Source organism: Pseudomonas sp. MWU12-2319, from assembly GCF_023242525.1.
GTDB classification, from domain to species: Bacteria; Pseudomonadota; Gammaproteobacteria; order Pseudomonadales; family Pseudomonadaceae; genus Aquipseudomonas; species Aquipseudomonas gingeri_D.
The window spans coordinates 66,424-84,604 of sequence record NZ_JALJES010000019.1 but is presented as its reverse complement, the minus strand read 5'-3'; the positions used below and the strand labels follow the sequence as shown (position 1 = coordinate 84,604).

Below are 18,181 nucleotides of genomic sequence, written 5' to 3'. Positions count from 1 at the left end.
GAACCGGATCGAATATCCATATAACGGGTAATTTCTCTAACTGTTATCTGTTTTATAGATAAGCTGTCATGGACTGCCTTCGGTTTCGATCACCAGCACCCGTGCCTCGCCCAAGGGTTCGGCCAGGTGCTCACAACCGATGTCGGCGTAGAAAATATCGCCGACTTCCAACATGACGGCCTGCTCGATCCCGTCATTGCGATAACGCATGCGGACCCGGCCATCGAGCACCACAAACACCTCCTGCCCGTCATTGACGTGCCAGATATAGGGCTGGTCGGTCCAATGCAGGCGGGTGCTGATGCCGTTCATGCTGGCGATGTCCAGCGCCGCCCAGGGACGGCTGCCGGTGAAGTCTGCGCTGCGGATAATCGCCATGGGCGGGGTCCTTGATGGGGATGGTCGAGCACTCATGATTGCCCGTGATCCACACATTAATAAGTGGCCCGAAAGACAATCTTCGATAAGATCAGGCCAAATCGCTGCCCCGAGTACACAGACGATGACCACGATCCATGTCGCCGTAATCGCCTTCAACGACATCAGCCCTTTTCATTTATCCGTACCGACGCTGGTATTCGCCGAGCAGCACGAAGGCATCGAGATGCCACGCTTTTCCCTGAAGGTCTGCGGCTTCGAGCCTGGTCCACTGATTACCTCGGCGGGTTTCGATATCCAGGTTCATCATGGGCTTGAGGTGCTCAGCCAGGCCGACGTGATCATCATGCCGTCCTGGCGCGACACCGAGGAGCGGCCGCCCGAGCCGTTGCTGGAAGCACTGCGCCAGGCACACGGCGAAGGCACGCGGATCGTCGGCCTGTGCCTGGGAGCCTTTGTTCTTGCTGAAGCCGGCCTGCTGGACGGACGCAAGGCCACCACCCATTGGAATTGGGCCGCGACCTTCGCCCGCAAATACCCTCGGGTGCTGCTGGATGCCGACGTGCTATATGCCGAGTCCGAGCACTTGCTGACCTCGGCCGGCACTGCCGCCGGCCTGGATTGCTGCCTGTACCTGATGCAGCAACTGTGCGGGGCCGAAGTCACGCACAAGGTGGCCCGGCGGCTGGTGGTCGCGCCCCATCGTTCGGGTGGCCAGGCGCAGTTTATCGAGCGGCCCCTGCCCCTGGCCGGCGAGCAGGATCGCCTGGGGCAACTGCTGCAATGGCTCGGGCACAACTTCACCCGGAGTCACTCCCTGGATGAACTGGCGGATCGGGTAGCGATGAGTCGCCGCTCATTCACCCGGCACTTCAAGCAACTGACGGGGACCACTGTCGGCCAGTGGCTGCTGGGGCAACGTTTGAGTCATGCCCAGCGACTGCTGGAAAGCAGCGCCCAGGGTATTGAAGCCATTGCCCTGGAAGCGGGGTTCGGCACGGCCCTGTCGTTACGCCAGCATTTCCAGGCCTCGCTACGGATTTCCCCGTCGGCTTATCGGGCGCAGTTTGCCGGGCGCCAAACCTGAGAACCTGTTGCCACGCGGTCCTTGTGGGAGCAGAGCTTGCTCGCGAAGAGGCCCGTAAGAACGCTAAAAGCTTCGCGGGTAAGCTCCGCCCCCACAATGACCGTATTCATCCGCCTCTTGCTCCAAACGATAAAGATCCAGCTGAGCCTCCCTGCGCAACCACGCGGCATCCAGCACCGGCTCCTTACCCGGCACTGGCCGTTTGATTTCATCGCCACGCACCAACGCGCTGCGCAAAATCGCAAAACGCGCGCGGTTGATATGCCCACCGGAACCATAGACCCCCGCCCTGCCCAATTTCGCAGCGACGCCGGTTTCTCGCCCGAACCAACCGCCACCGACACCCAGGCGCACCATGATAAAGGCATGATCGCGGAGAATCGCCGCACAGGTCTGGATCAGTTCGATAAACCCCTGGGTCGCGATATCCATCGCCTCCAGCCCATGCAGTTGGGCAATCCGCTTGCCGATCCACACCCCCTGGGTCCTTAGCAGCAGCACATCGACGCAGTCATGGGCCAACTCGACCCGGCGCCGCGGATCAGGCTCTTGCAACAGCGCCTGCCTGAGGGTCTGCAAGGCGAAGGCCATGGGCACCGAACCCTGGGGCCGCATTCGCCGCGAGGGCAGCACATGGCAAAGCAATTGATGCAAGCCGAACAGACTCTCGGGTTGCAGGAACAAACGGGCCTGAGCGGACAACGGCTGCCAGGTCACCTCCTGCAACAGACCGAGCATTTGTGTCAGATCCGCCGACTGGAACCTCAGGGCAAGCTGGGTGGACGTCGGCAAGGGCGTCCGGATGCCTGAGCGTGTGGGAGTCGTCATTGAGCACCGTGATCCTTCCGGTAAAAGACCCCAGTCTGACCAGCCCCCTGCCGTCGATCTTGCAATAACCGATCAGCCGGCTGACCGGCTCAGGCCACCAGGTCCCGTGCCGGGCGACGCCACAGCAACATCAGCAAGGCCCCCAGGGAAAGCCCGATCAACATCACGCCATAGCCGTCGGTCGTGGCGATCAAGCCCAGGCTGTGACTCAGGTTGCCCGCCAACAACGCCGGCAGACAGAACGCCAGGTAGCTCAGCGCATAAAAAGCCGACATCAGCCCTGCCCGTTCATGGGGCAAGGCCAGCGGCACCACGCTGCGCAGCGCGCCGAGGAAACCCGAGCCGAAACCGCCCCCCGCGACCAAGGTGGCGAAGAGAAACAGCGGGAGACTGGCGCTGTGCACCGCCAGCAGAATCAGACTGACGCCAATGGCCAGCAGCACGGCCCCCAGGCGCAGGATTTTTTGCGCCGGGCGATCACGCAAGGTGAAGATCGTCAACGCGCCGCTGAGGGTCAGGATTGCCACCAGCACGCCACCGATCAGATTGGACGTCGAGCCGGTCGCGGCGCGTACCAGCGAAGGCGCGAGGGACAGGTAGAAACCGCCCATGGCCCAGACCGCGACGTCCACCGGCAAGGCGATCCACAGGGCCTTGCGCGCTTGCGGCGGTACATGCAGGGTCGGACGCAACGAGGCCAGCGCGCCCGGCTGCGCGCTGACCGTTTCCGGCAAGCGCCAGACAGTCGCCGCCTGCACCACCAGCAGGCCGAACAGAATCCAGTACACCAACTGCATGGGGTGTGGCGCGAACTCCACCAGCAAACCGGAACCGAGGCCCCCGCAGGCCATGCCCAGCAAAGGCGCGATACTGTTGATCAACGGCCCCTTGCGGTTGTCGTTGTCCAGCAGGGACGCACCCAGTACGCTGGTGGCCATGCCGGTGGCAAAACCTTGCAGCGCCCGCGCGGCGATCAGCAACACGACGCTGTCGGCCGTGATAAACAGCCACATCGCGCCGATATCCAACAGTAACGCGGTAAAGATCACCGGCCGGCGACCCAGATGGTCGGACAAGGAACCGACCGTCAACAAGGCCGCCAGCAGGCTCAGGGCATACACCCCGAAGATCAGCGTCAGGGTCGCCGCGGAAAACCGCAGGGTTTCCTGATACAGATGGTACAGGGGGGTCGGCGCGCTGGAGGCGGCCAGAAAAGTCAGCAAGGTGATCGACAGAAACACCAGGCTGGCACGGTTGGACACGGGCTTTTCGGCGCGATGGGACATAGGCACACTCCACAAAAGCTAAAATATTGCTTTTACGGAGTGTGCTACGGCTTTTCTCTTAAAGCAAATTCTTTGTGTTAAGGTTTTGGCATGGCGATCAAAGAAAGTGTACGTCCGGGCGGCCGCAGTGCCCGGGTGCAGGAATCGATTCATCAGGCGGTCCGCGCGCTTCTCGAAGAGCAGGACCGCGCGAGCCTGACCGTTCCGCAGATTGCGGCGCGGGCCGGGGTCACGCCTTCGACCATCTATCGGCGCTGGGGCGACCTGGCGGTGTTGTTGGCCGATGTGGCATTTGCGCGTATGCGCCCGGAGGTCGAACCGGCCAATACCGGCAGCCTGCGCGGCGACCTGCGGGCCTGGGCCGAGCAATACCTGGATGAAATCAGCTCGGAACCGGGCCGGCAGATGATGCGTGACGTGCAATGCAGCACCAGCACCGGTTATTGCACCACCATCCTCGGCGGGCAGTTGCAGATCATTCTCGATCGTTACCCGCAGGCAATGCTGCCCAGCGTCGAGCGCCTGCTGGACCTGATCGTCGCACCGACGGTGTTCCGAGTGTTGTTCGCGGACAAGCCGTTGAGTGTCGAAGCTCTGCACCAACAAATCGAGTTGGCACTCACCGCCCCTTAGCAACAGGGCTGCGACCTTGGTCGACACTGACGCCGCCCGGTCATCGTGCGAGACTGTAGCGCCAGGGCCGGACTGCCCTCGGAATGTCTTTTGCCGGGAGTTTCCATGTCGCTGTCCAGCGGGCTGATCGCCGCCGTCGCCCTGGCCTATATGGCCATCATGTTCGCCATCGCCTTTTATGGCGACCGCCGCAGCGCGCCCCTGCCGCCACGCGTGCGGGCCTGGGTGTACAGCCTGTCCCTGGCCGTCTATTGCACCAGCTGGACCTTCTTCGGCGCGGTCGGCCAGGCCGCCGACCAGCTCTGGGCGTTCCTGCCGATCTACCTGGGCCCCGTGCTGTTGCTGGTGTTCGCACCCTGGGTCCTGCAAAAGATGGTGCTGATCAGCAAACAGGAAAACATCACCTCCATCGCCGACTTCATCGCCGCTCGCTATGGCAAATCGCAATCCCTGGCGGTGGTCGTGGCGCTGATCTGCCTGGTCGGCGTACTGCCTTATATCGCCCTGCAACTGAAAGCCATCGTCCTCGGCGTCAACCTGCTGATCGGTGCCGGTGCCGACGCCATGGGCGTACGCGCCCAGGACACGGCGCTGGTGGTGTCGCTGATCCTGGCGCTGTTCACCATCGTCTTCGGTACCCGCAACCTCGACGCCACCGAACACCACCGCGGCATGGTACTGGCGATTGCCTTCGAATCCCTGGTCAAGCTGTTCGCCTTTCTCGCCGTCGGCGCCTTCGTCACCTACGGCCTCTATGACGGTTTCGACGATTTGTTCAGCCAGGCCAAAACCTCGGCGCTGCTGGCCGAATACTGGGAAGAAACGGTCAACTGGCCGTCCATGGTGGTGCAGACCGGCGTGGCGATGATGGCGATCATCTGCCTGCCCCGGCAGTTCCATGTCACAGTGGTGGAAAATATTGAACCCCAGGACCTGCGCCTGGCCAAATGGGTGTTCCCCGCCTACCTGATCCTCGCGGCACTGTTCGTGGTGCCGATTGCCCTGGCCGGGCGCATGATGTTGCCCACGGATGTCTTGCGTGATTCCTACGTTATCAGCCTACCGTTGGCCCAGGCCCATCCGTCGCTGGCCTTGCTGGCCTTTATCGGTGGTGCCTCGGCGGCCACCGGCATGGTGATTGTCGCCAGCGTCGCGTTGTCGACCATGGTCTCCAACGACATGTTGTTGCCCTGGCTACTACGCCGGCAGAACTCCGAACGGCCGTTCGAAGTGTTCCGCCACTGGATGCTCTCGGTGCGTCGGGTCAGCATTGTCGCCATTTTGCTGCTGGCCTATGTCAGCTACCGCCTGCTGGGCTCGACCGCGAGCCTGGCAACCATCGGCCAGATCGCCTTCGCCGCCGTGACCCAGCTGGCGCCGGCCATGCTCGGCGCGCTGTACTGGAAACAGGCCAACCGGCGCGGGGTGTTTGCCGGTATCGCCGGCGGCACCTTCCTCTGGTTCTATACCCTGATCCTGCCCATCGCCGCCCGCAGCCTGGGCTGGTCGCTGAGCAGTTTCCCCGGGTTGGCCTGGCTGCACGGCAACCCGCTTAACCTGCCGATCAGCCCGCTGACCCAAGGCGTGGTGCTGTCGCTGGCAGGCAACTTCACCCTCTTCGCCTGGGTCTCGGTGCTGTCGCGCACACGGGTCTCCGAGCACTGGCAGGCCGGGCGCTTTATCGGCCAGGAACTCAATGCCCGGCCCAGCGCCCGCTCGATGCTGGCGGTGCAGATCGAAGACCTGCTGACCCTCGCCGCACGCTTTGTCGGCGAAGAACGCGCACGCCAGAGTTTTATCCGTTTCGCCTATCGCCAGGGCAAGGGCTTCAACCCGAACCAGAACGCCGACAGCGACTGGATCGCCCACACCGAACGCCTGCTGGCCGGGGTACTCGGGGCCTCCTCGACCCGCGCGGTGGTGAAAGCCGCCATCGAAGGGCGGGAAATGCAACTTGAAGATGTCGTCCGGATCGCCGACGAAGCCTCCGAAGTGCTGCAGTTCAACCGCGCGTTGCTGCAAGGCGCCATCGAAAACATCACCCAGGGCATCAGCGTGGTCGACCAGTCCCTGAGGCTGGTGGCCTGGAACCGCCGTTACCTGGAACTGTTCAATTACCCGGACGGCCTGATCAGCGTCGGCCGGCCGATTGCCGATATCATCCGCTACAACGCCGAGCGCGGCCTGTGCGGTCCCGGCGAGGCCGAAGTGCATGTCGCACGGCGCCTGCACTGGATGCGCCAGGGCCGCGCGCATACCTCGGAGCGGCTGTTCCCCAACGGTCGGGTCATCGAGCTGATCGGCAACCCGATGCCCGGCGGCGGTTTTGTCATGAGCTTCACTGACATCACCGCGTTCCGCGAGGCCGAGCAAGCCCTGACCGAGGCCAACGAGGGCCTGGAACAGCGCGTCACCGAACGGACCCACGAACTGTCGCAACTGAACGTCGCCCTGACCGAAGCCAAGGGCACGGCGGAAGCAGCCAACCAGTCCAAGACCCGCTTCCTCGCGGCGGTCAGCCACGACCTGATGCAGCCGTTGAACGCCGCCCGCCTGTTCTCCGCCGCCCTCTCCCACCAGGACGACAGCCTGTCCCGGGAGGCCCGGCAACTGGTCCAGCACCTGGACAGCTCGCTGCGTTCGGCCGAGGACCTGATCAGCGACCTGCTGGATATCTCGCGCCTGGAGAACGGCAAGATCACGCCCAATCCACAACCCTTTGTCCTCAATGAGCTGTTCGACACCCTCGGCGCGGAATTCAAGGCCCTGGCCCAGGAGCAAGGCATGAACTTCCGGGTTCGCGGCAGTCGCTTGCCGGTGAACAGCGATATCAAACTGTTGCGGCGGATCCTGCAGAACTTCCTGACCAATGCCTTCCGCTACGCCAAGGGCCCGGTCCTGCTCGGCGTGCGGCGCCAGGGCGGCCTGTTGTCCCTGGAAGTCTGGGACCGCGGGCCGGGGATTCCCGAGGACAAGCGCCAGGTGATTTTCGAGGAGTTCAAACGTCTCGACAGCCACCAGACCCGGGCCGAAAAAGGCCTGGGGCTGGGTTTGGCGATTGCCGACGGACTCTGCCGGGTACTTGGCCATCGCCTGCAAGTGCGCTCCTGGCCGGGGCACGGCAGTGTATTCAGCGTCAGCGTGCCGATTGCCCGTCATCCGGCGAGCGAGGCCGGCCACAGTCCGCCCGTCAACGGCCAGGCACTGAGCGGTGCCCAGGTGTTATGCGTGGATAACGAGGACAGCATTCTGATCGGCATGCACAGCCTGCTGACCCGCTGGGGCTGCCGGGTCTCGACCGCGCGCAATCGCGAGGAGTGCGCCGCGCTGCTCGATGGCGGTCTGCGTCCGCAACTGGCGCTGGTGGACTATCACCTGGATAACGGCGAAACCGGAACCGGCCTGATGACCTGGATGCGCACGCGCCTGGCGGAGCCGCTGCCCGGTGTGGTGATCAGCGCCGACCTGCGCCCGGAAACCGTCGCACAGGTGCATGGGGCGGGGTTGGAGTATCTGGCCAAGCCGGTGAAACCGGCGGCGTTGCGGGCGTTGTTGAGTCGGCATCTGCCGCTTTGAACGCGGGCTGATTACTCAGGCAACTGCACCACGCCGTCCTCATCGGTCATCGCCCGTTCCAGCAGTTCCGCGGGCAGGTTCTTGCTCGCCCGCGCGCCCAGCAGCTTGAGCTGCTCGCTGCGGCTGACCAGGTTGCCACGCCCATCCGTCAGCTTGTTCCGCGCGGCGGCGTAGGCCTTGTCCAGTTGCTGGAGGCGATTGCCGACCTCGTCCAGGTCCTGGATAAACAACACGAACTTGTCGTACAGCCAACCGGCGCGCTCGGCGATTTCCCGGGCGTTCTGGCTCTGGCGTTCCTGCTTCCAGAGGCTGTCGATCACCCGCAAGGTGGCGAGCAAGGTGGTCGGGCTGACAATCACGATATTGCGGTCGAAGGCTTCCTGGAACAGATTCGGCTCGGCCTGCAAGGCCGCCGAAAACGCCGCTTCGATGGGTACGAAGAGCAAGACGAAATCCAGGCTGTGCAAACCTTCCAGACGCTTGTAATCCTTGCCGGCCAACCCCTTCACATGATTACGCAACGACAGCACATGCTGCTTGAGCGCCGTCTGGCCGATCGCCTCGTCATCGGCGCCGACATATTGCTGGTAGGCGGTCAGGCTGACCTTGGAGTCCACCACCACCTGCTTGTCACCCGGCAACAGGATCAGCACGTCCGGCTGGAAACGCTCGCCGTCCGGTCCTTTCAGGCTGACCTGGGTCTGGTACTCGCGGCCTTTTTCCAACCCGGCATGCTCAAGCACCCGTTCGAGAATCAATTCGCCCCAGTTGCCCTGGGTCTTCTGGCCCTTGAGCGCCCGGGTCAGGTTGGTCGCCTCATCGCTCAGGCGCAGGTTCAGCTGTTGCAGGCGCTCCAGCTCCTTGCCCAGGGAGAAGCGTTCGCGGGCTTCCTGTTGATAACTCTCTTCCACACGTTTTTCGAAGGACTGGATACGTTCCTTCAAGGGGTCGAGCAATTGTCCGAGGCGCTGCTGGCTGTTTTCGGCAAAACGCGCCTCGCGCTCGTCGAAGATCTTCGCGGCCATTTCGGCAAACTGCGCACGCAGCTCATCCCGCGAGCCCTGCAGGTCGTCCAGGCGCTGCTGATGGCTGTCCTGCTGTTCCCGCAGCTCGGCACTCAACGACGCCGCCTGGGCATCCAGGCGGCGCAGCTCGGCCTCTTTCTGGGCACGCTCGAGGTTCCAGGCATGGGCGGCGTCGCGACCATTGTCACGCTCGATCTGCAGCAGTTCGACTTCCCGGCGCAACGCCGCCAGTTCCGCTTGCTTGACGGTATTGGCCTGGCTCAGGTCGCTGACCTCGTCGCGGCTGGCATCCAGTTGTGCACCGAGCCCATCCGCCGCCAGCCGGGCACTGCTCAGACGCTCGTCAAACAGCACCAGCTCGGCCTGGGCAGCACTCGCCCGGCGCTGCAACTGCCAGGCCAGGGCCAGCAACGGCAACGCCGCGCCCGCCAAACCGAGCAAGAGACTGGTCAGATCCAACGCCATAAGAACTCCCAAGGTGCCAACCAATTGTAAAGAATCAAGGGTAACGAAGGTGATCGGCCCTGGACAGTTCGCGCCAGGTAGAAATCCTATCGGGCCGGGACAAGGGCAAGGAAGCCAAGCGAAATTTCATGTAGCACCGCACGCCAGATCGCGGGGCGCGCCACTCTACGCTGTTTTTCGTACGGGTAAAGCCGAAAAAACTCGACATGCCCGTCCTAGAGCAAGCGCTTGGGACAATCCACAGAAGCTGTGGATAACTCAGTGGACAACCCCTCTCCAACCCTCGCAAAGCCGCATGGAATGGGGCTCGCAGTCAAACTGTCGATTTTTTCACCAATAAAAAAAGACGATATTTTTCATTGACTTGTATTGGCGATACAGGCATTCGAGGGACAGATTGCGCAGATGACAGTCCGGTGACAAGCCGTGGGCCGATTGTGCACAAGTAGTGCGATAAGGGTTATATCGACGCACCTTTTTTGCACAGGCGCCGCCATTCGCTCTTTAGCGCTACTCCTGGAGCCAGCATATCGCCCCCTTTCGGGCAGCGTCCCGCCAGCGAAATTCCGCCTCGGTACCACGGGAGCGCCTTGAACAAGTTTTTTGCCAACACGCTTCCCTTATCCGTTTTAATGCGATAGTATCCGCCCCGTTAGTACCAAGCTGAAAGTCAATTCTGGTCGAACATTCCCCTCATAAGCACTCTCCAAAATGGATCAGTCGCTCGAAAAAGGGATCGACCCCTCGATGGTTTCCAGGTAAATCCTCTCCAGTACAGCCTTATGAAAGGCGGCTGCCGAAAACGATTACTCTGACCGAACCAACCTGCAAGATTGATCAGGATCTTCACCCCGGGCCCAGAACCTTTGCCCTTGTTGTGATTGCCTGCCCTCCTAAGTACCTACCTGCCAGCCCCAGCGCCACTTGATTTCATGCGCTCAACTGGCGGCTTTGTTCCAGTCAGGTTCTTCGTCCGATCCATAATGGTTCGACGCTACTGGAACGTTTTAACGTTGCACGGATCAGATTCCGTGTCATTTGCAGGAACACCTAATAATTATGTCGACTCAAATCCATACCCAGGACGCTATTCGCACCCTGACCAACGCCTTCGCACCGATGAACTGCCTGATCATGGCCGCTCGCAAAGGCTGCTTCAGCTTCACGCTGGTCAACGAACACGGTATCGCTCGTCACAGCGAACGTCTGTATCCGGACCAGTACTCCAGCGCCGAACCGCTGCAGGCGGTCATCGACCGCACGCGCCAGGCCCTGGTTGCCTGAGGCCCGTATAGCCCTGCTTAGAAACAAGCTGTAACCCAAAAGCCTGGCCTTTGTTGCCGGGCTTTTTATTGCCTGAAGTTTCGCGATTTTGACTGTATGGCTAAGCACGAATAAATATATAAGCCACGCGCTCATAGTTTAAATATTTTAAAAACAGTCCTTTACAGCAGAAATATGACACTACACTTCAACTCAAGCGGCCCGGGCCGCTTCCGGCGGGCCTGAACGCCTCCACCGCTACCAGGGGCCAGGCCACGCCGACCAATAAAAAACGCCGATCACACGGCCGGAGTATCGAGGGTGTCATGGGTATCGCCGCCAGGGAACTGCGCCTTTATGTGATTCGCCCGACCCTGCTGTACCTGGGTCGCCACAGCCCGAGCGCCGAAGCACTGCTGCTGGGCATCGCCGCCAGCCAGTCGGACCTGGGCTCGGCCCTGCACGACCGCCGCGGCCACGGCCTGTACTGCATCGACGAAAGCCGCCATGCCGCGTTATGGGATCGCTACCTGGCCCCGGACCCGGAATTGGCCAGCCTGGTGCGCGGCCTGGCCAGCCAGCACGCTTTTTTTAGCAGCCCGAATCTCGAACTGGCGGTGAATCTTCGTTATTCCACGGCCATCGCCTGGCTGCTGGTGGAGGAACACCACCCCAAGCTGCCCGCCATCGACGATCTGCTCGGTATGGCGCGGATCTGGCGACAGACTTTCCAGCCACAAGGACGTTTACGGGATTTCACTCGCGCCTGGCAAAGTTGTGACCCGTCGGTCACTCCGATCGCCTGCTAGAGCCAAAACCCAGTTTCCGGGAAAACCGATCGATTTTGGTCGGATTGTCCTACAAAACCGCTCTATCTCCAGCAATTCACCCTATAGCGCCGGGGCGAAAATGTTGCTACTTTTCGCCTCGGTGATCACCACGGAGTTCTAATAATGAAAAAAGTAATGCTCAAGACCACTCTCAGCCTTTCTGTTGCTCTGGCATCCACCCAGCTTTTCGCGAGCGGCTTTGCCCTCAACGAACAGAGCATCAGCGGGATGGGGACCGGTTATGCGGGTCGATCTTCTTCTGCCGAAGATGCAAGTACCGTTTACGGCAACCCTGCCGGTATGTCCCTGCTCGGTCGCGATCAAGTGACCGCGGGTGTAGCAACCATCGATGCCAAGACCGATATCAGGAACGCCAGCGGCGGTCGCCGAGGCGGCACCAACGACGGCGATATGGTCCCGTTCACGTCCGTACCCAATGGCTTCATCGTCAAACAACTGGGTAATGGCTGGGCAGTGGGTCTGGGGGCCTACGCACCTTTCGGCCTGATAACCGATTATGAAAGCGGCTTTGCTGGCGCCAACTACGGCCAGAAGAGCGAAGTCAAGGTTGTCACTCTGCAACCGACTGTCAGCTATGCCATCAACGATATGGTGTCTATCGGTGGCGGTCCGACCTTCAACCGTCTCAGCGGCGAACTGAGCTCCACGCTGGCTCTTGGTAACGGCTTTGTCGACGTCAAGGGTGATGACACCGCAGTGGGCTACAACGTCGGTGTGATTGTCCAACCGACCAACACCACCCGCCTGGGCCTGACCTACCATTCCAAGGTCAGTTACTCGCTGGATGGCCACACCAGCGTCACCGGCCTCACCGGCTTCGGTATTCCCGATGCGCGCTACAAAGGCTCCCTGGATATCACCACGCCAGAGAACGTAGACTTCTCGATCACCCAGAAACTGGATGATCAGTGGACTGTCTACGGCGGTGCTACCTGGACCCGTTGGAGCCGTCTGCAAAACATCACCATTAACAACCAGGGTGTGACCGGACCGCTCGCCCCGCAGCTCACTAGCATCACCGAGCAACAAAACTGGCACGACACCTGGGCTTCGGCCATCGGTGTTTCCTATCGCGTCAACAAGGAATGGGTACTGCGCAGCGGCTTGTCGGTTGACCAGGCGCCCACCAACAACACCGATCGCTCCGTGCGTATCCCTACGGGTGATCGCCGCGCCATCAGCTTCGGTGCCGGCTGGAGCCCAACCGACGATCTGACCATCGACCTCGCCGTCTCCTACCTCAAGGAAGAAGACGTCAACGTCAACCTCAACGTCCCGGGTAAAGGCGCCTACAGCTCCACGTACGAAAACAGCGCATGGGGCTATGGCATGGGCGCCACGTACAAGTTCTGATTCACGACGAGCCTGAATCGCTCGCTAGCTGGATAGAAAAAACCCGCATCGTCTGATGCGGGTTTTTTATTACCTGATATTTATCAGGGCTTCGAGGCGATGGCCTTCTCCACCGCCTCGATCAGCTCGGGATTGTCGGGTTTGGTCAGGCTGGAGAAATGCGCGATCACCTTGCCCTGGCGGTCCACCACATACTTGTAGAAATTCCACTTCGGTGCCACGCTCTGCTGCGCCAGCACCTTGAACAGGTGCACGGCATCCGGCCCTCTGACCGTTTGCGGTTCGGTCATGGTGAAGGTGACGCCATAGTTCACATAGCAGACCTTGGCCGTCTCGGCGCCATCGTCGGACTCCTGCTTGAAGTCATCCGACGGCACGCCGATCAGCTCCAGGCCCTGGCCCTTGTAATGCTGATAGAGCGCCTCAAGGCCTTTGAACTGTGGGGCAAAGCCACAGAAGCTGGCGGTATTGACGATCAGCAGCGGCTTGCCGGCAAAACGCTGGCAAAGATCGATGGACTCCTTGGCCCGTAACTTCGGCAATTGTCCCTGCAAGAGTTCCGGACAACCGGCAGCCAGGGCCGCCCCGGAAAAGGCCATCAAAACGGCAGGAACCGCCAGCCAGCGCATCGCCATATCCTGAATCCTGGAAAAGAGATCGAGCCGTCAACTTACGCGCCGGCTCCCCTTCCTAGCAAGCCGCTCTTAACAAGCGCCCATGCCCAACTGCATCAACGCCAGGCCGCCCTGGTGCCAGCCCCACCAGGCCAGCGCCAGCAGCAAGGCGATCAGCGCCAGGGCCAGCAGTCGCGACCAGAAGGCACTCATGCCAGGCCCGCCTGCGCCTGTAACCGCGCCACGGGCCGCTCACGCACCGGCCAGTTCAAGGCCGCAGCGAGCAGGCTCAGAAGGATCGAGACCTGCCAGATCAAGTCGTAGCTGCCGGTGTGGTCATACACCACCCCACCCAGCCAACCGCCGAGGAAGGCCCCCAACTGGTGGAAGAGAAACACGATGCCACCGAGCATGGAGAGATTGCGCACGCCGAACAGCGTCGCCACGGTGCCATTGGTCAGGGGCACCGTCGACAACCAGAGAAAGCCCATGGCCATGCCGAACAGATAGGCACTGAACTGCGTCACCGGCACCCAGAGAAACACCACGATCACCACCGCCCGCGCCAGGTACAAAGCAGTCAGCAGGCGTGGCTTGGACATCCGTCCACCGAGCCAGCCGGCGGTGTAGGTACCGAAGATATTGAACAGACCGATCAGCGCCAGCACCGTGGTCCCGACCGTGGCCGGCAGGTGCTGGTCGACCAGGTAGGCCGGCAGGTGCACACCGATAAATACCACCTGGAAACCACAGACAAAAAAGCCGAACGCCAGCAACCAGAAGCCGGAATGGGAACAGGCCTCGCGCAGTGCCTCGGACAGGGTCTGCTCACCCTCAAGCTTGGGCAGCGGCTTGTCCTTGAGCATGCTCACCAGCGGCACGATCAGCGCCACCAGCACGCCCAGCACCAGCAACGCCGTCGACCAGCCGAGCCAGCCGATCAACCCCAGGGTCCCCGGCAGCATGGCGAACTGGCCGAAGGATCCGGCGGCACTGGCAATACCCATGGCCATGCTGCGCTTCTGCGGCGGTACGGCACGTCCGACCACACCGAGGATCACCGAGAACGAGGTTCCCGACAGGCCGATACCAATCAGCAGGCCCGCACTCAGGGACAGGGTCAGGGCGGAATCGGACAGGCCCATGCACACCAGCCCGACGGCGTACAACACGCCACCGATCAACACCACTTTCGCCGCGCCGAAGCGGTCGGCCAGGGCGCCGGTAAAGGGTTGGGACAGGCCCCATATCAGGTTCTGCAAGGCGATGGCAAAGGCGAATACTTCGCGGCCCCAGCCGAACTGCGCGCTCATGGGGGGCAGGAACAGCCCGAAACCGTGCCTTATCCCGAGGGACAGCGCGAGGATCAGCGCACTCCCGAGCAAAATCCAGCCACTGGCACGCCACATCGAGGTCATTATTGTTCTTCCTTAGCGGGTATATACCCGTTTTATGTCGATAAAACGGCGATTACTCGCCGCTTGCCAACTCTTCCAACAAGGCTACCAGAGCCGCGCGCTTTTCATCACCCAGGCGGTTCGCCAGACGCTGCTGCGCCGCTTCCCAGGCGGGCCCGGCGGCCACCAGCCGTTCGGCCCCGGCGTCGGTGAGCCGGACCAGGCGGTTACGCTGGTCGGCGCCTTCGGTCAGGGCCACCAGGCCGTCACACTCCAGCACCCGCAGGTTGCGCCCGAGAGTACTGCGATCCAGGCCCATGGCTTCGGCCAGGCTGGAAATGCTCGGCTGGTCGAGGCGCTTGAGATTGCACAGCAGAGAATACTGGGCAACGTTGATCCCGAAGCCGTCGAGAGCGCCGTCGTAATGTCTGCTGACGCCACGAGCGGCGCGACGCAGGCAGATGCATAAGCAATCGGTTGATAACATGGCGTGTGTATATACCTGTGACACAGTGAAAACAAGTTTTGCGCAACGCCTTCAGAACAGCGCCAACCCCACCAGCACCAGCACTTCCAGCAACTCCAGCAACGCCCCCGCCGTGTCGCCGGTGGTGCCGCCCAGACGTCGCATCATCAGTTGCCGCAACCAGCAGAAACCCAACACCGCCAGCAACACCGCCCCAGCGCCCTTGAACCCGGCCAGCAACCCACAGAACAACGCACTCGCCAGCAACACGTACCAGCCGGCCCGGCGCGGCAGATGATCGGCCAATGCCTGCCCCAATCCACCGGCACGCACATAAGGCGTGGTCAGGAACAACCCAAGCAAGGCACTACGACCGATCAGCGGCGCCAGCAGCAACGCCACTGTCTGCTGTTGCTCGATCAACGCCAGCAAGGCACAGAACTTCAACAGCAGCACCAACACCAGCGTGACCACGGCAATCGGCCCACTGCGCGGGTCCTTCATGATCAACAAGGTCCGCTCACGATCGCCGAAACCACCCAGCCAGGCATCCGCGCTATCAGCCAGGCCGTCCAGGTGCAGGCCGCCGCTGAGCAGCACCCAGGCCGTCAGCAACAAAGCGCCATGGAGCAACAGCGGTGCCCCCGCCAACGTCCAATCGAGTGCATAAAGCACGCCGCCGAACAGCAACCCCACCAGCGGGTAGCACAACAACGACCGCCCCATCTCCCGAGGTTCCGGCATGCCCGGCAGACGAATCGGCAGGCTGCTGAGAAACTGCAAGGCGATCCAGAACGGCAAGCGGCTCACGGCGTCTCCCCCATCCCACCGTCAGCCGCCACCTGCAGCGTGAACAAGGCGCCATGGGCCACCTCGATCTGCAATAGCTGCTCGCGCGGCAAGCCACGGGCACGAGCCAGCAGAACCTTCATCACCCCACCATGACTGATCAACAGCAGGCGCTGGCCAGCATAGCGCTGCTGCAAGCGCGACACCGCCGCCAGTACCCGCTCGGCGAACAGCTCAACCGGCTCGCCATCCGGTGGTGTGAAGCCGTAAGGATCGGACCAGAACCGCCCCAGATCGTCGGCGTCCGTCTCCATCAACGCCGCCGCGCTCCGCCCTTCCCAGGCACCGAAATGCAATTCGCGCAGGTCACCCTCGATCTCGACCGGAAGCCCCAGGCGCGCGCCCAGCTCTTCGGCAAACCGCGCGCAACGCTGCAAGGGCGAACTGATCAGGCGATCCCAAGGCCCTTGCTGCGCCACACCGGCACGCATCTGCTCCCAGCCCTTGTGTGTCAAGGCATCGTCCAGGCTGCCGCGCAAGCCGCCACCCAGTTCGGTTTCGCCGTGACGCAACAGGTCCAGGCGCACACTCATGCCGGGCGATCCGCCACGGCCGCCTCGGCAAAGGTCGCCATCTGCCCGTGCAGGTCGCAGGCCAGGCGCACCAATGGCACCGCCAACGCCGCGCCGCTGCCTTCGCCCAGGCGCAGGCCCAGATCGAGCAACGGTTCGGCCAGCAGGCTCTCCAGCACATGCCGATGCCCGCGCTCGGCGCCACGGTGGGCGAAGATCAGCCACTGCCGACACTCGGGATTCAAGCGCACCGCGACCATCGCCGCAACAGTGCAGATAAAGCCGTCGACCAGCGCCGCCACGCCCTCCTGGGCACAAGCCACATAGGCCCCGGCCAGCGCCGCGATCTCGAAACCGCCCAGGCGGAACAAGGCCTGCAACCCATCGTCGGTGTGTTCGGCATGCAGCGCCAGCGCCCGCTCGATCACCTGCGCCTTGTGGCTGACGCCGGCCGGGTCGAGCCCGGTGCCGGGGCCGGCCAACAACGCCGCCGGGCATTTCAGCAACGCACAGGCCACCGCGCTGGCCGAAGCCGTGTTGCCGATGCCCATTTCGCCGCCGATAAACAACTCGCTGCCCGCTGCTACCGCGCGCCGTACGCTGTCACGCCCGGCTTCCAGCGCCAGGCGGCCCTGGGCATCGGTCATGGCCGGGCCTTGGGCGAAGTTCGCAGTCCCGGCGCCGATCTGCAGATGACGCACACCTGGCAGGTTGAGCATCGGCGTGACCGTGCCGAGGTCGTTGATATCCAACTGCGCGCCCAGTTGCCGCGCCAGCACACTGATGGCCGCACCGCCGCCGACGAAGTTGGCGAGCATCTGCCCGGTCACTTCCTGCGGATAAGCCGATACGCCTTCAGCCACCACGCCATGGTCACCGGCAAAAATCGCGATCCACAGCGTATCGACCCGCGGCTTGAGCCGGCCCTGCAGACCCGCCAGTTGCACCGCGACCTGCTCCAACTGGCCCAGGGAGCCGGTGGGTTTGGTCAGTTGCTGCTGACGCTCGAATGCCGCATCTTGCGCCTGCAGATCAATCGCCTTGCACGGGTTCAGCCACCACGATTCACTCATAACACAGTTCCTTTCAAAGTCAGGGGCAAACCGGCGACTGTCAGCACCACACGCTGACAACGCTCGGCCAGAGTTTGATGCAGCCAACCGGCTTCATCGACATAACGGCGAGTCAATTCGCCCAACGGGACGATACCCAGACCGGTTTCGTTGCTGACAAAAATAATCTCTCCCGGCAATTGCGCCAGGTTCGACAACAGGGCTTCGCGCTCGACCTTCAAACGCTCGGCGTCCTCCAGCATTAAAAGATTGGTCAACCACAGGGTCAGGCAATCCACCAACAGGCAGGTGTCGGCCGCTGCGTTTTCACCCAGGACCCGGGCCAGCTCCAGCGGCTCTTCGATCAACTGCCAATGGGCCGGACGACGCTGGCGATGCAGGGCGACCCGCTCGTTCAACTCGCCGTCCAGAGGCTGGCTGGTGGCGATATAGGTCACCGACAGCGCGCTTTCAGCCGCCAGGCGTTCGGCCAGGCGACTCTTGCCGGAACGGGCACCACCGAGAATCAGTTGCAGCATGTCAGGA

General features: G+C 62.3%; 18 protein-coding genes. 6 read left to right on the top strand and 12 right to left on the bottom strand.

Going from position 1 to position 18,181, the window contains the following annotated elements; genetic code table 11:
* Positions 1-66: 66 nt before the first annotated feature.
* Positions 67-378, bottom strand: coding sequence for a cupin domain-containing protein (locus M5C01_RS26530; RefSeq protein WP_103494386.1), 312 nt, complete (start codon positions 376-378; stop codon positions 67-69).
* Between the two features lie 124 nt (positions 379-502).
* On the opposite strand from M5C01_RS26530, the gene M5C01_RS26525 reads away from it, so the two are divergent.
* A complete protein-coding gene (locus tag M5C01_RS26525) occupies positions 503-1,465 on the top strand; it encodes a helix-turn-helix domain-containing protein (protein WP_152741489.1) in 963 nt (320 codons plus the stop codon).
* A 63-nt stretch (positions 1,466-1,528) separates the two neighbouring features.
* Here M5C01_RS26525 and M5C01_RS26520 read toward each other — a convergent pair whose 3' ends face one another.
* On the bottom strand, positions 1,529-2,293 hold the full coding sequence (locus M5C01_RS26520; RefSeq protein WP_152741490.1) for a hypothetical protein: 765 nt from the start codon (positions 2,291-2,293) through the stop codon (positions 1,529-1,531).
* Between the two features lie 89 nt (positions 2,294-2,382).
* A complete protein-coding gene (locus tag M5C01_RS26515) occupies positions 2,383-3,579 on the bottom strand; it encodes an MFS transporter (RefSeq protein ID WP_103494390.1) in 1,197 nt (398 codons plus the stop codon).
* 90 nt (positions 3,580-3,669) lie between these two features.
* On the opposite strand from M5C01_RS26515, the gene M5C01_RS26510 reads away from it, so the two are divergent.
* Both M5C01_RS26510 and M5C01_RS26505 read left to right on the top strand, forming a co-directional pair.
* A complete protein-coding gene (locus tag M5C01_RS26510; protein WP_152741491.1) occupies positions 3,670-4,212 on the top strand; it encodes a TetR/AcrR family transcriptional regulator in 543 nt (180 codons plus the stop codon).
* 105 nt (positions 4,213-4,317) lie between these two features.
* Positions 4,318-7,788, top strand: coding sequence for a hybrid sensor histidine kinase/response regulator (locus M5C01_RS26505; protein WP_152741492.1), 3,471 nt, complete (start codon positions 4,318-4,320; stop codon positions 7,786-7,788).
* An 11-nt stretch (positions 7,789-7,799) separates the two neighbouring features.
* Here M5C01_RS26505 and rmuC read toward each other — a convergent pair whose 3' ends face one another.
* Positions 7,800-9,164 carry a DNA recombination protein RmuC gene (gene rmuC, locus M5C01_RS26500; protein WP_178129978.1) on the bottom strand — a complete coding sequence of 455 codons (1,365 nt, stop codon included), beginning with the start codon at positions 9,162-9,164 and terminating at the stop codon, positions 7,800-7,802.
* Positions 9,165-10,337: 1,173 nt separating this feature from the next.
* Between rmuC and M5C01_RS26495 the strand changes: the two genes are divergently transcribed.
* From M5C01_RS26495 to M5C01_RS26485, 3 genes are all read left to right on the top strand, one after another.
* On the top strand, positions 10,338-10,562 hold the full coding sequence (locus M5C01_RS26495) for a hypothetical protein (RefSeq protein WP_003214941.1): 225 nt from the start codon (positions 10,338-10,340) through the stop codon (positions 10,560-10,562).
* 305 nt (positions 10,563-10,867) lie between these two features.
* Positions 10,868-11,350 carry a hypothetical protein gene (locus M5C01_RS26490; protein ID WP_152741494.1) on the top strand — a complete coding sequence of 161 codons (483 nt, stop codon included), beginning with the start codon at positions 10,868-10,870 and terminating at the stop codon, positions 11,348-11,350.
* A 144-nt stretch (positions 11,351-11,494) separates the two neighbouring features.
* Positions 11,495-12,745 (top strand): outer membrane protein transport protein, encoded by a 1,251-nt coding sequence (locus tag M5C01_RS26485; protein ID WP_152741495.1) that lies wholly within the window; start codon positions 11,495-11,497, stop codon positions 12,743-12,745.
* Positions 12,746-12,828: 83 nt separating this feature from the next.
* On the opposite strand, the gene M5C01_RS26480 is transcribed toward M5C01_RS26485, so the two are convergent.
* The 8 genes from M5C01_RS26480 to cobU form a co-directional block, all read right to left on the bottom strand.
* Positions 12,829-13,380, bottom strand: a complete 552-nt coding sequence (locus M5C01_RS26480) for a glutathione peroxidase (protein ID WP_152741496.1) — start codon at positions 13,378-13,380, stop codon at positions 12,829-12,831.
* A gap of 69 nt (positions 13,381-13,449) precedes the next feature.
* Positions 13,450-13,572, bottom strand: a complete 123-nt coding sequence (locus M5C01_RS32935; RefSeq protein ID WP_255916951.1) for a hypothetical protein — start codon at positions 13,570-13,572, stop codon at positions 13,450-13,452.
* Positions 13,569-14,768 (bottom strand): MFS transporter, encoded by a 1,200-nt coding sequence (locus M5C01_RS26475; RefSeq protein WP_177102187.1) that lies wholly within the window; start codon positions 14,766-14,768, stop codon positions 13,569-13,571. Before M5C01_RS26475 ends, M5C01_RS32935 begins: the two co-directional genes overlap by 4 nt.
* Before the next feature lie 61 nt (positions 14,769-14,829).
* Positions 14,830-15,243, bottom strand: a complete 414-nt coding sequence (locus M5C01_RS26470; protein WP_152741497.1) for a MarR family winged helix-turn-helix transcriptional regulator — start codon at positions 15,241-15,243, stop codon at positions 14,830-14,832.
* Positions 15,244-15,294: 51 nt separating this feature from the next.
* Entirely contained in the window at positions 15,295-16,032 is a 738-nt protein-coding gene (locus M5C01_RS26465; RefSeq protein WP_178129973.1) for an adenosylcobinamide-GDP ribazoletransferase, read from the bottom strand.
* On the bottom strand, positions 16,029-16,604 hold the full coding sequence (cobC, locus tag M5C01_RS26460; RefSeq protein WP_152741498.1) for an alpha-ribazole phosphatase family protein: 576 nt from the start codon (positions 16,602-16,604) through the stop codon (positions 16,029-16,031). Before cobC ends, M5C01_RS26465 begins: the two co-directional genes overlap by 4 nt.
* Positions 16,601-17,656 carry a nicotinate-nucleotide--dimethylbenzimidazole phosphoribosyltransferase gene (cobT, locus tag M5C01_RS26455; protein WP_152741499.1) on the bottom strand — a complete coding sequence of 352 codons (1,056 nt, stop codon included), beginning with the start codon at positions 17,654-17,656 and terminating at the stop codon, positions 16,601-16,603. Before cobT ends, cobC begins: the two co-directional genes overlap by 4 nt.
* Positions 17,653-18,174 (bottom strand): bifunctional adenosylcobinamide kinase/adenosylcobinamide-phosphate guanylyltransferase, encoded by a 522-nt coding sequence (cobU, locus tag M5C01_RS26450; RefSeq protein ID WP_152741500.1) that lies wholly within the window; start codon positions 18,172-18,174, stop codon positions 17,653-17,655. The genes cobT and cobU overlap by 4 nt, the downstream gene beginning before the upstream one ends.
* Positions 18,175-18,181 lie beyond the last annotated feature (7 nt).

Excerpts from the sequence above, each read along its gene's own strand:
- M5C01_RS26490 (WP_152741494.1), top strand. The coding sequence starts at position 10,868 with ATGGGTATCGCCGCCAGGGAACTGCGCCTTTATGTGATTCGCCCGACC.
- cobU (WP_152741500.1), bottom strand. The coding sequence starts at position 18,174 with ATGCTGCAACTGATTCTCGGTGGTGCCCGTTCCGGCAAGAGTCGCCTG.
- M5C01_RS32935 (WP_255916951.1), bottom strand. The coding sequence starts at position 13,572 with ATGAGTGCCTTCTGGTCGCGACTGCTGGCCCTGGCGCTGATCGCCTTG.
- M5C01_RS26530 (WP_103494386.1), bottom strand. The coding sequence starts at position 378 with ATGGCGATTATCCGCAGCGCAGACTTCACCGGCAGCCGTCCCTGGGCG.
- M5C01_RS26470 (WP_152741497.1), bottom strand. The coding sequence starts at position 15,243 with ATGTTATCAACCGATTGCTTATGCATCTGCCTGCGTCGCGCCGCTCGT.
- M5C01_RS26515 (WP_103494390.1), bottom strand. The coding sequence starts at position 3,579 with ATGTCCCATCGCGCCGAAAAGCCCGTGTCCAACCGTGCCAGCCTGGTG.
- cobC (WP_152741498.1), bottom strand. The coding sequence starts at position 16,604 with ATGAGTGTGCGCCTGGACCTGTTGCGTCACGGCGAAACCGAACTGGGT.
- M5C01_RS26480 (WP_152741496.1), bottom strand. The coding sequence starts at position 13,380 with ATGGCGATGCGCTGGCTGGCGGTTCCTGCCGTTTTGATGGCCTTTTCC.
- cobT (WP_152741499.1), bottom strand. The coding sequence starts at position 17,656 with ATGAGTGAATCGTGGTGGCTGAACCCGTGCAAGGCGATTGATCTGCAG.
- M5C01_RS26520 (WP_152741490.1), bottom strand. The coding sequence starts at position 2,293 with ATGACGACTCCCACACGCTCAGGCATCCGGACGCCCTTGCCGACGTCC.
- M5C01_RS26495 (WP_003214941.1), top strand. The coding sequence starts at position 10,338 with ATGTCGACTCAAATCCATACCCAGGACGCTATTCGCACCCTGACCAAC.
- M5C01_RS26525 (WP_152741489.1), top strand. The coding sequence starts at position 503 with ATGACCACGATCCATGTCGCCGTAATCGCCTTCAACGACATCAGCCCT.
- M5C01_RS26475 (WP_177102187.1), bottom strand. The coding sequence starts at position 14,768 with ATGTGGCGTGCCAGTGGCTGGATTTTGCTCGGGAGTGCGCTGATCCTC.
- M5C01_RS26505 (WP_152741492.1), top strand. The coding sequence starts at position 4,318 with ATGTCGCTGTCCAGCGGGCTGATCGCCGCCGTCGCCCTGGCCTATATG.
- M5C01_RS26510 (WP_152741491.1), top strand. The coding sequence starts at position 3,670 with ATGGCGATCAAAGAAAGTGTACGTCCGGGCGGCCGCAGTGCCCGGGTG.
- M5C01_RS26485 (WP_152741495.1), top strand. The coding sequence starts at position 11,495 with ATGAAAAAAGTAATGCTCAAGACCACTCTCAGCCTTTCTGTTGCTCTG.